Genomic DNA, 14324 nt, shown 5'->3' with positions numbered 1-14324 from the left:
CGATCATAAATTGTTAGATACTATTATAAGCTTGTTTCTCCCAATTTACTGTGTCCATTTTTTAGACTAACATCATTATGCATAGATGTAGATAATTTCTTGAAACCCTTAATAAGATCATATTTTCATTTAATGTTAGACATTATAAGGGGAAATTATAAAGGATAGATGAGCTGAATAAAATATGCTCTATCTGTCCCTTTTTTTGTACTACAAATGACCTAATTAACTACCGCAAAAAATTGTAATATTGTTGTACTAACGCACCTATAGTATAAGTACATTTTTTCACAAACTTTAAAACTGATTACATTTATTACAGGTATGCTGCCCACTTACTAAAATAAGAGATTATTCCTCTTACTAATTTTGAACATCCATTTTAAAAAATGACTTTTTTACATAGATGGTATAAGCTAAAACAATTATGGACCAAATTAAATTTCCAATAAAGATGTGTTGGGAGCCATTTGTTATTAGAGACGAACTTATTAAACCAAATAATGCAGAATAAATTACCATTATCCAAAAGCCCCATTTTTTCAACCTAAAATACCCATATATCATACCTAATGAGAGTAGAGCGACTATGACTCGCATAAATCTTTCGGGAACATTTGGCATTCCAAACCTTTCTGCTATCCCAATAGAATTAGCATCAACATTATAAAAAATTGCTGTAAATAATAAAACAATGGCACCAAAGAGGTAAAAATAACTTATCAACGAAACTCCTAATGGTCTCTTCTTAAATCCTGATTTCATACTAATGTCACCTCGAAAGAAAGAACTTTTCTAACTCCCATTTATTGTTATATTCGCTATTACCATAATAATACCTTCTTTAAACTGCACCGTTAGCACAAGAAGAAAAAACGTTGCCGTTGCAACGTCTTGTTGAACTCTTGCCCTGTTTGTTTAAGTATTTTTCTTTACAAACATTGTAAAATGTCTGCTGCAGCTAGTTATACTTTAATAGTAAGACCATATAATTTTACTGTGTTTTTTCAATTTTTTTGTTTCTGAATAAACACAGTAGATGACAATAGTAAACAGTAATAATGGAAATATTATGAGACTGTGATTGTATTTTGCTGATTGTGTTACATATAACCCATATAAATAAATGGACATCCAAGACCCACAACAGATTGATATAACACTAACCAAGAAATTCACTACTAACCCTCCTGAAAAAATGTGATTTTTATCCTTATCTTGAAAAATTCCACGATGCATAAGAAAATTCCTCTTTTCTTAAACCTGCTCCGTGTAATAAGATATTTGAACAAAATACCCATTAAAAAGTGGATTTTTCTCGTTTTTCTATAAAATCCTCTTCACTTATCTCATTCTTATCTGTCACCAAAAGTGATTGAAAGGCTTCGTACAGTTCCTGTATTTCTTTTTGTTGATTTATTAAATTTATACTCTTTTTATATTCATCTTCGGTTTTATATCTTGATATTTCTATCCACTTTGTTTCATCATTCTTGCTGTTTATGAATATTGTTTGAAAATCTATATGCCTACTGTAAATCTCTAGTGCTTTTTCCTGTATGTTTAAATACTTGTCTATTTTGTCTTTTTGAACATAATACTGATAAACTTTAACAAACATAATTTTACCCCCCATACAAAATTCTCTTGATAAACAAACCTGCTCCGTGCTTAATTACTTCAACAAAAAAAGCGTTAATCCTTCTTCGATTAGCGCCCCTGTTAGCATATAAGATACACTGTTGAATAATTTATTTTTTAGAATAAGCCGTTGAATTAGAATAATCAATGATTATCGAAAAATATTTAAAAACTGATCCCCCTAGTGCACCATCTACTTGCTTGTCCATCCACTGAGACATATTATCGTGCAAATTTGAGTCAGGTCTTGTAGTAAACCAAACAGGACCTGATCTTATGCCTGCCACTTCAACATACGGAACCTGTATCATTGCTCCGCTTCCAAACCTTTTAGGTTGCTCAACTCCATTTCTGTCGCCCTTTTCAATAATTTTCCATTCTGGGTGCCGTGTCCGCCATTTGTCATACATTGTTTGAGTAATAAAACTTGTTCCTCGAATTGCTTCATTTCCAGTATCAAACATATCTAAAGCAGTATCAGTTAAATAAACCGTTGCTCCTGTATCAAAAAGAAAGTCCAAAATTTCCCCATCAATTTTAGCCTGAATGCGTGGGAATGAGATCTTTCGAACACCATTATTATCGTTTTTGAAACTTATGGATGTAGACCGAAATCCTGTAGTATCATAAGGGGTACCTTTAATGTTGTAACCCATTTCTTTATTAAGATAGTCAAGGAATCAAATTCTATCTGCAAACCAAGGTTGACCAAGGAATCCATCTTTGACCAAAAGCATATCGGAATAAATGACTGGACCATTTACCGTAATAAAGCAGGAAATATCAGAAGGACGTTGAAATAGAAAATATATAGCTTAGAAGGAGTGTGACTGATATGTCTCATGCTAAAGATGTTTTGTCCGATCAATTGTTAGCAAATGCGAACGACCCTAGCTTTTACGTTCCGTTTTCAGAATCCATTGCAAACTTGTCAGAGGAAGAAGCGTTTTGGAAACCCAACGATCAAAGTAATAGTATCGCTGAAATTGTACAACACCTGCTTTACTGGAATGAAACTTGGCAAAAGAGGTACAAAAAATCTCATGTGAATGCTGTTGCTCCAATAGGTAATAATAATAAGAGCTTCATTGTTTCGGAAAATAAAAGATTTGCTTACTTAAAAGAGTGCCTCCTTGAAGTTCTGCTTCAGTGGCAAAATATACTAACAGAAGAAAAGGTAGAAAGTGAAATTAATGGTTTCCCAGAGCCTGCAAAGTGGTGGGAATTGCTTGGTAATATCTCCACGCATAACGCTTACCATATTGGACAAATTGTTTACATCCGAAAACTACAAAAAAGCTGGAAAACTAATATTTAATTGGAATGATGTAGAATTACTTCTCAACTATATAACAAGGATAGGTGATTAATTTTATGCAGTCATTCGAAAATAAAGTTGCTCTTGTTACTGGTGGAGGTTCGGGGATTGGTAGGGCAATTGCTTTAAATTTTGCTAAACAAGGAGTAAAAGTAGTTATAGCTGGGCGAACATCAAAGAACATAAATGAGACTCAGGATATGATTCAAAAAATGGGTGGAGAAGCTCTTTCTTTTCAAACAGATGTAAGATCTCATGAGCAAGTTAAGCAGTTGATCCAAGGTACAGTTGATCATTTTGGACGATTAGATTTTGCTTGTAATGGAGCTGGAGTCGGAGGGGAATTGGTGCTTACTGCTGATATTACCGAAGATAATTTTGATTCAGTGATTGCAACCAATCTTAAAGGTGTATGGCTCTGTATGAAGTACCAAATTCAACAAATGTTAACCCAAGGTTTCGGTAGCATTGTAAATATCTCATCCATTAATGGTTTGGGAGGGTCTCCTAATGTAGCGATTTATGCGGCAAGTAAAGCTGGTGTGAATAGTTTAACCAAGACTGCAGCGCTTGAATACGCAAAGAAAAACATACGTATCAATGCTATTTGTCCAGGAGCAATTCATACACCACTCTTAGAAAAAGTATTTAACGAAACAGGAGTTTCAGAAAGAGATTATGAATCTGAGATTCCTCAAGGTAAAATTGGAGATCCGAATGATATTGCTGATTCAGTAATTTGGTTGTGTTCAGATAGTTCTTCATATATAAACGGTCATATAATGGTTGTAGACGGTGGTGTAGCAGCTAAATTGTGAAATTATTCAAGTTATCCAAGTAGCTTAATTTTTTAATAATTGTGTACCGGTTTTAGACTGGCTTTGATATTCAAGAATCGGGCGCTTTCCTTTAATAAGGATTACGCCCTTATCCACTTTAGAGAATATAGTGGATTAGGATTTTCCAAGTGTTATGAAGAATTAATAGTTTAATAACGTTGATATAAGGGGAGAAGGATTTATTTGGATTCTAAGTATTTTCATTTTAAATCAACACCTGATACTAAGATACTAGAGGATATTTTACAATTACATAATGAAATCTTTGGTGATTCAGAGAAATTGGTTAAACAAATGGAAAATAAATCAGGGTTGCTGATTAATGTTGCATTAATAGATTCAAAGGTTATTGGTTATAAATTAGGTTATGCACTTAATAACGATAAATTTTATAGCTGGTTAGGTGGAGTTGATAAAGACTATAGAAAATACGGCGCTGCTTCTAAATTAATGGAAAAACAACATCAATATTTAAAAGAAACTGGATATAAGATTGTTCAAACAAAATCAAAAAATAAATGGCGTAATATGCTAATTTTGAATATTAAAAATGGGTTCGATATCATTGGTACTTATACTGATAAGAGTGGAGAGCCTAAAATCATTCTGGAAAAAAAGTTGTTCAATTAACAGATGGTGGAGAAACATAGATAGGAAATGATTAAACTTTAGATATATTTCTTAGGGATTACCTCATCCTATTCCGTAATAATTTTTGCTATAAATAATAAGTTTGTTCATTATCCTCGGTTTTTTTATATGAATTTATTTTATTGAATATTACTTAACCATACCCATTATGTCGACAAGAAAAAGCTATTCTCCTTTTGGAAGAATAGCCATATTCATGATGATATTAACTATGAAATTGTAACTTTTTCCTAACTTCTTTTCTTCATTCCTTCTCCGCGCCATTTTCTAGTGCTACATTGCTCTTCCATTCAGAAGATAATAGTGAATATTGATATTCGTCAATCCAATGTCCTTTTGACATGTAGTTCTGGAGCAGATGTCCTTCGCGTCTAAACCCTATAATTTCCAACAAACGGATAGATTTATTGTTTCTAACATCTGTAAATGCAATTACTTTATGTTTTCCGAGAGTATTAAATACATAATTTAATAATGCTCTCACTGCTTCACTTGCGTAGCCATTTCCCTGGTGTTCTTTAGCTAAAGTAAAACCAATCTCCACTATTCTGGGCTCATCCAAAAGCGTGTGGAGAGCACAATCTCCAATTAATTGATTCGTCTCAACTAATGCTACCGCAAACTGAAACCAAGTGCCCGGTTTATCTGGCGTAGACCCCAATTGATTTTTTATGAATGATTCAGCCTCTTCAAATTGATAATTCTCCCACGACTGAAATTTAGCCACTTCAGGATTAGAACGGTATAAATAAAAAGACTCAACATCGTTCTCGGAAAATTGCCTTAAAATTAGCCGACTCGATTGTGTATAAATATGTTTTGAATTTTCCACCCTTATCAATCTCCTTTGTCATAACACTACGTATTCTTTCTTTAATTAATCCACATTTCTTAATAATAGCTTCTTATTTGTTATATGTTCAAACAATCAGCTCCCGCAAATTTCCCCTAATGCATTTGTCCTCAAACTAAATTAACAAGTACTTCATACGAGGTATTTTTAATTTTTTATAAGAACTAGTCAGGAATTTTGTTAAATATCTAGTTTATTGTCAAAAAATTCGCTTACCATTATTGAATTAATAAATGTTAATTAGGATAAAAAATCTGGTTAGTAAGTTACTAACCAGATATTCAAGTCATGCCTAAGTTGTTTAGGTCAAGACTAATCACTTAGAAATTTTTAAGGAACAAAATCATTACAGAAACAATCGCTAGTTGAGTCTTATTTTTCTTGCTAATCTTCCTCTTATATTTTATTATTAAAAAAAGAGACTGAACAGTTTCGAAAGGAGAAAATTATGCGGAAAGGCGAATTAACTAAACAAATGATTCTTAAACGTTCTTCTGCTCTTTTTAATATAAAAGGGTATAGTGGTTCCTCAATCTCTGATATTATGCGGGAGACAGGACTAGAAAAAGGAGGAATATACCGTCATTTTAAAAGTAAAGATGATTTAGCCGTTCAAGCATTCCAATATGTAACAACACAATTAGGTGAGCGTTATGTGGAAGAAATAAAAAAAGCATCCAATACAATTGATAAGTTACAAGCATTTATTTCAGTTCTTAAATCTCTTGTTCATATAGAGCCACTTCCTGGGGGGTGCCCCATCATGAATGTCATGTTAGAAGCAGATGATCACCATCCACTTTTGGCCGAACAAGCACGAATAGCCATGAATCAATTACTTGGAATTATTGAATGGATTATTATTAACGGAGTTGAAGATGGAGAGTTAAAACCAGATACTCAAGCTAAGCAGATTGCTATTATTTGGATTTCTTCTCTTGAAGGGGCACTTGCCTTGTCTCGTCTCTATCATGATATGTTCTATCTTGATACCGTATCCGCCCAGCTTCTAAATGAGCTAAAGAAACAACTGACGGCCAAATGAGCCGTTCTTTCTAAATTCAAAAAGAGACCGAATGGTTCTTTTCGAAAGGAGGGATTTAATGGTTAATCTTTAATCCATGAAAAACTTTTCATTTGGTCCTCCATTGTATAAGAACAATATTTTGTTGAGGATAACAATTTTAGTAGATTATTTCACATTTTAAAGGAGTGAAAAATAAACATGAATGATATTGAAACTATCGTTATTGGTTCAGGTCCTGGAGGATATGTTGCTGCTATCCGTGCTGCTCAATTAGGACAAAATGTAACAATTGTTGAAAAAGGTGAGATTGGTGGAGTTTGCTTAAATGTTGGTTGTATTCCTTCAAAAGCACTAATTACTGCTTCACATCGTTATGAAACAACAAAACATTCTGATGATATTGGTATTTTTGCAGAGAATGTTGCAATTAACTTCTCAAAAGTACAAGTATGGAAGGGAAATATTATTAAACAATTAAATTCCAATGTGCAATTGCTTTTAAAAGGAAAAAAAATAGATATTGTAAAAGGTGAAGCACACTTTGTTGATGCGAATACAATACGTGTAATGAATGAAAATTCAACTCAAACGTACACATTTAATAATGCTATTCTTGCTACTGGATCTCGTCCTGTTGAAATTCCAGCATTTAAATATTCAAAACGTGTAATTAACTCAACAGGTGCACTCAACCTACCTGAAATTCCCAAGAAATTAGTTATTATTGGCGGTGGTGTTATTGGTGTTGAACTAGGAACTGCTTACGCTAATTTTGGTACTGAGGTAACGATTCTTGAAGGTAGTTCAGAACTATTTGCTGGAAGCTTTGAAAAACAAATGTCTACACTTGTTTCTCGTAACTTACAGAAAAAAGGTGCAGAAATTGTAACAAATGCATTAGCAAAAGGTGTAGAAGAAAATGAAGGTGGTGTTATTGTAAAATATGAATCTAAAGGTGAAGAAAAAACTATTGAAGCTGATTATGTACTAGTAACAGTTGGTCGTCGTCCAAATACAGATAATATTGGGTTAGAACAAGTCGGTATAGAAATGACTGATCGTGGTCTTGTAAAAATTGATAAACAATGCCGTACAAATGTATCTAACATTTATGCAATAGGCGATATCGTTGAAGGTCCACAATTAGCACATAAAGCATCCTACGAAGGCAAAATTGCTGCAGAAGCTATTTCTGGTCACTCTTCTGCAATAGATTACCAAGGAATTCCTGCAGTAGTATTCTCAGAGCCAGAGCTCGCAACTGTTGGTTATAATGAGAAACAAGCGAAAGATGAAGGCATTGAAGTAGTTGCAGCTAAATTCCCATTTGCAGCTAATGGTCGTGCACTTGCACTAAATAATTCTGAAGGATTCTTAAAACTTATTACTCGTAAAGAAGATGGCTTAGTGATTGGTGGACAAATTGCTGGTGTAAATGCTTCTGACATAATTGCTGAAATTGGACTTGCAATGGAAGCAGGAATGACTGCTGAAGATATTGCAATGACTATTCATGCACATCCTACATTAGGTGAAATTACAATGGAAACTGCAGAGGCTGTTCTTTTAAAATCCAAATAATTATTTAGCGTATTGCTTTGTTTCATTATTATTTCTGATATTGAAACAAAATCCTTATTAATCAAAACCTATTATTTTTATTTGGTTTCTTTATACAGAAATATTCAATATTTATAGAATATATTACACGGCTTATTAGTGTGTGTCTTTAGGTTTACATTGAAATAGTTATAGATGAAATAAGGAGACATTATAATCAGAATTCATTCACTTCGTATTTTAAAATAAGAGTTGAGGATAATAGGGTCCTCAACTTTTTTATCTAAAATTATATTGTAGAAATTTCAACTTTGAATATCTAATTAGATTTTGGCCTATTATCACTTGATATACTAGTATCAAAGGATTACGCTTCATTTTGAATAAAAACACCCTGCGTATTATTAGGTCAGCCAGATATTTCTGGTTGACCATTTTTTATATCGATATTTGATAGCGGTAGCCGGGGTAGAATGTAAGCACCTGTGGGAGTTGGATCCCGTCAGCTAAACCGTTCACCCCCTACTTGTAGAAACATGATTGTGGTTGATTGGGACTGAGATTTCGCATAATAAGCGAAGCTATAAACTCTAGGGAGAATAGGGGTTACCGGTTAATAAAAATAGTTTTAAAGTCTCACATACTTTTGAAGGGTTGACTATTCTATTAAAATTTATTAGAGAGATTTCTGATGTATCAGACGTGCAGCATCCTATTGTATGCCGCCATCCAACTTAAAGTAAAGCACCAGTTAGTTTATGTACAACCCTTCACAAGCTATTTTTTTCACCTATTATATAAAGTCTTGGTTCTCTAATTGTTAACTTTTTAATTTCCTAATTTTAATATTTGAACAATGAAGGATTATTTTTGTTTGTGAAAATAAAAAGATTTCATGTTGTAATTTCTTTTTACTCAATGGAACAATTTCATCGTATCCCCAATCATCGAGTCCTTTCCTACCACCAAAGACAATTTCATGTGGTTTATTACTATAAACATTTCGGGTAATATCATAATCTATTAAAAACTTACGGACATTTAGCCATTGTATTTCATAAATACCACCGCCCTCTTCATACTGCTTAACTACCATTTTAATTGTGGTTGGGTCCTTCGATTTCCCATTCTCTTTATTTAGAACAATAAGAGAAACAACCTTTCCATCATGGAATGAATTGTTTTTTAAAAAATTCGCTGTCTCTTTATTAAATCTAGGTAATAGTTTTTTTAATTCTTTTGCATATCCCATTACATCCCAATGGTCATCATCTACAAAATACTTCATTCAAACATTTCTCCTCAAGCCAAGTGTCTGTCATTTATTTATGTACATTATATTATAATTCGCTTATAGAATATTATTTCAAAAAATAGCCCGATTGTTAAACTCAAGTACCTTATTTACAGTTCTAGGAGTAGGTCGTATAATTTCAAAGCGGCTTGATAAAATAATGAGTCCTTCTCTTTCCAAAGGTAATGTTCTTTGTACTGATGCTTGGAGAGCATTTTCTACTTACGCAAAGAAAAAAGGTCTTGAGCATTATCGTTTCAACTTCAAAAGTCCAATTCGTACACTTAAAGGGTTTTATCATATTTAAAATGTGAACAACTACCATAGCCGTCTTAAAAGATGGATTGCTCGGTTTATTGGTGTAGCTTCCAAGTATTTAAATTACTACTTAGCCTGGTTCCGTTATCTGGATATGATGTCATACGAAAAAACTACGTCAAACTTAAAAGATATGTTGGCTAAATCTTGTTTGTATGAGGTAAAACAAACCAATAAATCACTTAGAATAATAAAATTTAGAAATTCCTTAGCTTAGGGGTGTATGAATATTGATAGATAAAGCCTTGACCCAAGTTTACCTTAAATGGCAAGAAAAGCTCGACAATAATGAATGGTATTTTAGTGATGCATTTGATTCGATTGTAAAAGATATGAATCCTGAACAAGCATTTGCCTATATTCCGAATGTAGTTCGGATGTTATTTCAATTAGATGATGAATTTCTAATTTGGGAGACAATATATTTTCTATTGAAAGTTTACGGAATAGCAAATACCACAGAAATCCATACAGAGCTGAGAAACAACTGGGATGCTCTCACAAAGCATATCTCAAAATACCCAGATGCATATAAAAACACCATTTCAAGAACTAAATAGAGACTTGAGATTGCCGAAATAATTACTGGTCACCTCAACGATGCAGTATTATACCCTTTATCAACAATGTTGTTTAACATAGCCATTAACTTAGAAGATAACTAGATTAGAAATTTAGGATTGTCGAAATGAGTCGTTTTATGTAGTATAGTACCAGTAATTAATTTTCACGCTTTGGAGGAAAAACAATGAGGAAGCTATATTCCTTTGAATTGGATGAAGAAAAAGGCATTTTCTTTGTAAAAGTAGGCGGTTTTTTTAAAGAGGAAGATGCAAAAATATATTTAAGCGAGTTTCAAACCATCGTAAATACTATTAACCCTTCAAGGTATACTTTAATTATAGATGGACGCAGACAAGAAGAAGTGGCAGGTCATGTGGTGGATGATATCACATTCGTTTTAAAACTATATTCGATGGCTCATTTTAAAAAGATAATAATTATTAATCCTTCCTCTCCTGCTTCAAGAATGCAGGTTAAAAATTGTGTAAGGAAAATTATCTTTCCTGGAATATTTGTGGATTCCATTGAAGAAGCGTACAGCATACAGGATTAATAATATTTTACAAGTCATCTGTTAACTTGTAACGGGTTCTGTTAAGAGGTGGAAAACTTGTTTTGACAATAGTTTTGACCCTTAATGACAAATCATCTTAATCAAAATATATGTCAAAAAAGATGGCATTTACCCTCTTTTTTGACATATATTGCACATTTGCCATTTTTAAAGACCCTTCTTCAACAAACCTTCCCCTTAGCTTAAGTTCAAATTTTTCACAACCTCTGAAAAAGGCTTCTATCTGTCCTTATCGCTTAATATATAATAAATTAAAACTTTGTATCGCTAAACATATCCAAATTAAAGAAAATACAAACAAGAAAATAGAATAATTTTTCTTTTTTAAAAGAAGATGTTCTATCCCCATTAAAAGCCATAAAATTGCTAAAACAATTTGTCCAATTCCAGTAAAGAAATAATTTACTTCATGTCCCTTTAAAGCATAATAACTTACAAGTAAATAAATGATTAAAAGTATAAAATCTATAATCAAAAAAGGCTTAATTCTATCTCTTAATATTCGGTTCATTAGTTTATTAATAAATAAGCTCATTTTATTTCACCTGCCCTATTCTTTAACAAAGCCATATAGTCGGTTCAATATGCAAATCGAACTATAGCAGTTCGTTCAACTCTAGCTCTCGTTAGTTGAACAAGATTTACTATTATTCGACAGTCTCTTAATTGTTCAAATTTGTCCACGATGGTTGATTTCGTACTGAATTGGAACAATCACTTCTCTTGATTGCCATAAAAAAATAAATTCAAAAACATACTATACAAGCTCAGTTTCAAAGAAAAGTGGATCAAATCCAATTTTTGCACAGACCCTTTTAATCTCCTCGACTGGAAACGACGTAGTTCTGCTCTTCGAAATGAGATTTGTGTAGAAATCATTCATTACTACAGCAATTGGAGCGTATCTCATGATAATCCTCGCTGCTAAATGCATCACCTCTGGCAACTCCTCACCTTTAGCACAATGGCGGATGAATTCTATTCGTTCAGATCGATTCACCTTACCAATCAATGCCGTTACAAGCCAGTTCACCAATTGTGTTACAACATAACACCCATCATGAGTCGTGTTCAATTCGAGAAACTCCATTTCAGAATCGGACAGTTCAAACCGAGAAGATGTTGCTAGACCGAAGTCTGCTATATAAACACGGTGTCCGTCGGTTAGAACATTCTTAAAGTGAATATCGAAATGTAGTAATCCGTTTGAATTCATAAAGGAAACAGCGGATCTCAGATTGGATTCCACCATGGCTAACGCAGAAGTGGTTGCATTTTCACCATTAGCTACCTGCTCAGTAAGCCAGTCATGCAGATTATTCGGGAGGTACTCACAAAAAAGTACAACACTGTACACTGATTCCTCAAGTGCCTCGATACGATCCCGCACTTTTGTGGAACCCCAAAACTTAACCATACTCGTGACATCTCTCAGTTCATCGGAGTTTTGGATACTTCGATCTGAACTTTTTACCACCCGCCAGTGATACATTAACGGAAAACTCTCACACTGTTTAGCCAGTACCCAATTGGTAGTCATTGTATGGGCAGCTACCTCACGCCACACGTTACCGCCTGGTGATCCTATTCCATAGTGGCAAAATGCAGGTAGTTTAAACACGTTTCCAGTGTACATGAAATTGTGCCTTTCCATTTCCGTAAGTGGTATTATTTTCAAGAAGATGTTCATGTCCTCTAGTTGCAACAAAGCCGTTGTACCACCTATGCCAGTATTAAGAACCTTAGCATCTCCCACTCGTTCACGAATCCTTTCATCAGAAAGCAACGATAATGTAGTAGACACAGTTGCATATCGGGCAATTCGATTATCGTGAGACTCAAAAGACTCATTCGGTGATGTTATCATAAGGTATACTATCCTTTCACTTTATGTTTTAGTTATTTTTACTTATTTAGTAATCCAACAGTTCACAGAATCATTACCGAGAAGTAAACACAAAATGACTGATACAATAACAACTATCACAATTCCATTTAGATTCATTTTTTTCTACAATATATTAATTTGATATATTTCTAGCTATTCTTCTTTTACTATCTAAAATCCTTCTTCCTCTAACCTGCTTCGATAGTTAATCTAATGGCTCAATAGTTTCGAGTTTCCCTTTGTCTGGGGTTCGTTTATTCCAAAGAAAGCTAATTAAATACTGTTGATTTTCTTGAACTAATTGAAATTCATTAGAAGAAACCCGGATTCTTTTACCATTGATTATCAAATAATATTTACTGCCATCATGTAGTTTCTGTTTAACTTTAAATACTCCAGTAGTCGATACTTCTTGGAATTGGTTCACTGTAATTGTAATAAAGATAACGATAGATGATATTATCAATATTGATTGAATAATTGTTTTTATATCCGTCTTTTTTCTTCCCCTTTTTCGTAAATATTTTATGGAATGGAAGATATAAATAAGAAACAAAACAGGTACTACAAATATAGCTATATCAAAAGGTAAATACATTATTTCGTGGAAACTATAATTGAAATCCGTAATAGATTGAATTCTTCCAAGCTGTAACCCAATAAACGATAAATAAATAAGTGCTAGTAACCAGAACAATACTATTTTTTGAGCTTTCAATAACTTTTTTATTTCTATTTCCTTCTCTTCTTTAATATTAAGGTTCATTTCAACCTCACCCTACAAAAAATTTGTCTTTGCTTTATTCTTTTAACACCCTGCTTCTTTAACGAAAGAACCTAATACTGCTTGCTAAAAATCCATATATAGCCACATTTCTTTTTCAATGTAAATTTAATAACTCCAACTAAATATTCATAACCAAACCAATATATTTTTTACGAATAGAATGTACAATAGTTTCAAAATGTTTTCTTATTAAACTTTATTGCATTTTTAATTAAATAAAACAGACGCCTATTGGCAGCCTGCTATTTTAAGAAATGCACTCATTAGATAAAGAGCTCATTTTCTTCATCCAGCAAAGCTCCTTGTTTAACATATTTTATAATTTTTTCTGCCTCAGTTTGAACTCGTATTATTCCCTTTTCACTAAGAAACCAGTTATCTTTTCTTGTAATACCATCATGTGCTGGACACAACGTGAATTTTATCCAATCGGGCATATATGTTTTTAGTGTCAAATGCAATCTTTTCATATGAAAGGAATTTGTAACTACTAAGATCCTCTTTATGTTATATAAGTGAAATTCCCTATCAAGTACCAATAAGGAGGATAGTACATTTTCTAAGGTATTCAATGATTTGTCTTCAATTAATATGTCTTTTTCAGGAACTCCTAAAGCGACTGCTTCGTTTTTTAACAAAACAGCTTCAGTTAAATCACTACCTGCGAACTTAGCCCCTCCAGAAAACAATATCTTACCAGCTCTACCTTGGTTATATAATTCGACCGCTTTAGGTAATCTGTATTGAACCGCTGTCTTGCTACCTACAACAAAGATGCAATCTCCAAATTCGTTATCATCTTCAATGTCTGTAAATATAAAGTTAGTCACCTGATTTTTTGATAGTTTATCAAAATCTAGTTGAGAAATATTCATTTGTCACCTCGATATTAATAATTTATTATTTCGGAAATTTAATATAACTACTACAAGGAAATATGAATCCTTCAAAAATTTCGATATAATCTACGATACTAATACGTGAAAAATCGGAACTTTTTACTCTTCATT

At 32.9% G+C, this 14324-nt stretch carries 16 protein-coding genes; 7 read left to right on the top strand and 9 right to left on the bottom strand.

Annotated features, from left to right (window positions below; translation table 11 throughout):
• Positions 1-363 precede the first annotated feature (363 nt).
• The 3 genes from AC3WJF_RS22355 to AC3WJF_RS22345 form a co-directional block, all read right to left on the bottom strand.
• Positions 364-765 (bottom strand): hypothetical protein, encoded by a 402-nt coding sequence (locus AC3WJF_RS22355; RefSeq protein WP_492456190.1) that lies wholly within the window; start codon positions 763-765, stop codon positions 364-366.
• A 535-nt stretch (positions 766-1300) separates the two neighbouring features.
• Positions 1301-1621, bottom strand: a complete 321-nt coding sequence (locus AC3WJF_RS22350; protein ID WP_492456188.1) for a hypothetical protein — start codon at positions 1619-1621, stop codon at positions 1301-1303.
• Positions 1622-1751: 130 nt separating this feature from the next.
• On the bottom strand, positions 1752-2162 hold the full coding sequence (locus AC3WJF_RS22345; RefSeq protein ID WP_492456186.1) for a hypothetical protein: 411 nt from the start codon (positions 2160-2162) through the stop codon (positions 1752-1754).
• Positions 2163-2476: 314 nt separating this feature from the next.
• Here AC3WJF_RS22345 and AC3WJF_RS22340 point away from each other — a divergent pair, with 314 nt between their 5' ends.
• The 3 genes from AC3WJF_RS22340 to AC3WJF_RS22330 all read left to right on the top strand — a co-directional run bounded on the left by AC3WJF_RS22340 (position 2477) and on the right by AC3WJF_RS22330 (position 4428).
• Positions 2477-2959 carry a DinB family protein gene (locus AC3WJF_RS22340; protein WP_492456184.1) on the top strand — a complete coding sequence of 161 codons (483 nt, stop codon included), beginning with the start codon at positions 2477-2479 and terminating at the stop codon, positions 2957-2959.
• A 56-nt stretch (positions 2960-3015) separates the two neighbouring features.
• A complete protein-coding gene (locus tag AC3WJF_RS22335) occupies positions 3016-3777 on the top strand; it encodes a glucose 1-dehydrogenase (protein ID WP_492456182.1) in 762 nt (253 codons plus the stop codon).
• Between the two features lie 204 nt (positions 3778-3981).
• Positions 3982-4428: a GNAT family N-acetyltransferase gene (locus tag AC3WJF_RS22330; RefSeq protein ID WP_492456180.1), complete on the top strand. Its 447-nt coding sequence runs from the start codon at positions 3982-3984 to the stop codon at positions 4426-4428.
• Between the two features lie 265 nt (positions 4429-4693).
• On the opposite strand, the gene AC3WJF_RS22325 is transcribed toward AC3WJF_RS22330, so the two are convergent.
• On the bottom strand, positions 4694-5281 hold the full coding sequence (locus AC3WJF_RS22325) for a GNAT family N-acetyltransferase (RefSeq protein WP_492456178.1): 588 nt from the start codon (positions 5279-5281) through the stop codon (positions 4694-4696).
• 469 nt (positions 5282-5750) lie between these two features.
• On the opposite strand from AC3WJF_RS22325, the gene AC3WJF_RS22320 reads away from it, so the two are divergent.
• Both AC3WJF_RS22320 and lpdA read left to right on the top strand, forming a co-directional pair.
• Positions 5751-6347: a TetR/AcrR family transcriptional regulator gene (locus AC3WJF_RS22320; RefSeq protein ID WP_492456176.1), complete on the top strand. Its 597-nt coding sequence runs from the start codon at positions 5751-5753 to the stop codon at positions 6345-6347.
• Between the two features lie 180 nt (positions 6348-6527).
• Positions 6528-7910, top strand: coding sequence for a dihydrolipoyl dehydrogenase (gene lpdA, locus AC3WJF_RS22315; RefSeq protein WP_492456174.1), 1383 nt, complete (start codon positions 6528-6530; stop codon positions 7908-7910).
• Positions 7911-8709: 799 nt separating this feature from the next.
• Here the strand turns inward: lpdA and AC3WJF_RS22310 are convergent.
• Positions 8710-9177, bottom strand: coding sequence for a hypothetical protein (locus AC3WJF_RS22310; protein WP_492456172.1), 468 nt, complete (start codon positions 9175-9177; stop codon positions 8710-8712).
• A gap of 554 nt (positions 9178-9731) precedes the next feature.
• Here AC3WJF_RS22310 and AC3WJF_RS22305 point away from each other — a divergent pair.
• Positions 9732-10061, top strand: a complete 330-nt coding sequence (locus AC3WJF_RS22305) for an ABC transporter (protein WP_492456170.1) — start codon at positions 9732-9734, stop codon at positions 10059-10061.
• 188 nt (positions 10062-10249) lie between these two features.
• Positions 10250-10618: a hypothetical protein gene (locus tag AC3WJF_RS22300; protein WP_492456168.1), complete on the top strand. Its 369-nt coding sequence runs from the start codon at positions 10250-10252 to the stop codon at positions 10616-10618.
• A gap of 250 nt (positions 10619-10868) precedes the next feature.
• On the opposite strand, the gene AC3WJF_RS22295 is transcribed toward AC3WJF_RS22300, so the two are convergent.
• The 4 genes from AC3WJF_RS22295 to AC3WJF_RS22280 all read right to left on the bottom strand — a co-directional run bounded on the left by AC3WJF_RS22295 (position 10869) and on the right by AC3WJF_RS22280 (position 14189).
• Positions 10869-11174 carry a hypothetical protein gene (locus tag AC3WJF_RS22295; RefSeq protein WP_492456166.1) on the bottom strand — a complete coding sequence of 102 codons (306 nt, stop codon included), beginning with the start codon at positions 11172-11174 and terminating at the stop codon, positions 10869-10871.
• A 222-nt stretch (positions 11175-11396) separates the two neighbouring features.
• The gene (locus AC3WJF_RS22290) at positions 11397-12506 is read right to left on the bottom strand and encodes a protein kinase domain-containing protein (RefSeq protein WP_492456164.1); all 1110 of its coding nucleotides are present in this window, start codon (positions 12504-12506) and stop codon (positions 11397-11399) included.
• Between the two features lie 226 nt (positions 12507-12732).
• Positions 12733-13293: a hypothetical protein gene (locus tag AC3WJF_RS22285; RefSeq protein ID WP_492456162.1), complete on the bottom strand. Its 561-nt coding sequence runs from the start codon at positions 13291-13293 to the stop codon at positions 12733-12735.
• A 284-nt stretch (positions 13294-13577) separates the two neighbouring features.
• Positions 13578-14189, bottom strand: coding sequence for a YdcF family protein (locus AC3WJF_RS22280; RefSeq protein ID WP_492456161.1), 612 nt, complete (start codon positions 14187-14189; stop codon positions 13578-13580).
• Positions 14190-14324: the final 135 nt, after the last annotated feature.

It is taken from the genome of Heyndrickxia sp. FW510-T9, assembly GCF_058781025.1.
The sequence above is the reverse complement of the archived record's forward strand: the minus strand, read 5'-3'. Positions and strand labels throughout refer to the sequence as shown.

Excerpts from the sequence above, each read along its gene's own strand:
- AC3WJF_RS22300 (WP_492456168.1), top strand. The coding sequence starts at position 10,250 with ATGAGGAAGCTATATTCCTTTGAATTGGATGAAGAAAAAGGCATTTTC.
- AC3WJF_RS22340 (WP_492456184.1), top strand. The coding sequence starts at position 2,477 with ATGTCTCATGCTAAAGATGTTTTGTCCGATCAATTGTTAGCAAATGCG.
- AC3WJF_RS22355 (WP_492456190.1), bottom strand. The coding sequence starts at position 765 with ATGAAATCAGGATTTAAGAAGAGACCATTAGGAGTTTCGTTGATAAGT.
- AC3WJF_RS22285 (WP_492456162.1), bottom strand. The coding sequence starts at position 13,293 with ATGAACCTTAATATTAAAGAAGAGAAGGAAATAGAAATAAAAAAGTTA.
- AC3WJF_RS22310 (WP_492456172.1), bottom strand. The coding sequence starts at position 9,177 with ATGAAGTATTTTGTAGATGATGACCATTGGGATGTAATGGGATATGCA.
- AC3WJF_RS22335 (WP_492456182.1), top strand. The coding sequence starts at position 3,016 with ATGCAGTCATTCGAAAATAAAGTTGCTCTTGTTACTGGTGGAGGTTCG.
- AC3WJF_RS22350 (WP_492456188.1), bottom strand. The coding sequence starts at position 1,621 with ATGTTTGTTAAAGTTTATCAGTATTATGTTCAAAAAGACAAAATAGAC.
- lpdA (WP_492456174.1), top strand. The coding sequence starts at position 6,528 with ATGAATGATATTGAAACTATCGTTATTGGTTCAGGTCCTGGAGGATAT.
- AC3WJF_RS22295 (WP_492456166.1), bottom strand. The coding sequence starts at position 11,174 with ATGAGCTTATTTATTAATAAACTAATGAACCGAATATTAAGAGATAGA.
- AC3WJF_RS22290 (WP_492456164.1), bottom strand. The coding sequence starts at position 12,506 with ATGATAACATCACCGAATGAGTCTTTTGAGTCTCACGATAATCGAATT.
- AC3WJF_RS22320 (WP_492456176.1), top strand. The coding sequence starts at position 5,751 with ATGCGGAAAGGCGAATTAACTAAACAAATGATTCTTAAACGTTCTTCT.
- AC3WJF_RS22280 (WP_492456161.1), bottom strand. The coding sequence starts at position 14,189 with ATGAATATTTCTCAACTAGATTTTGATAAACTATCAAAAAATCAGGTG.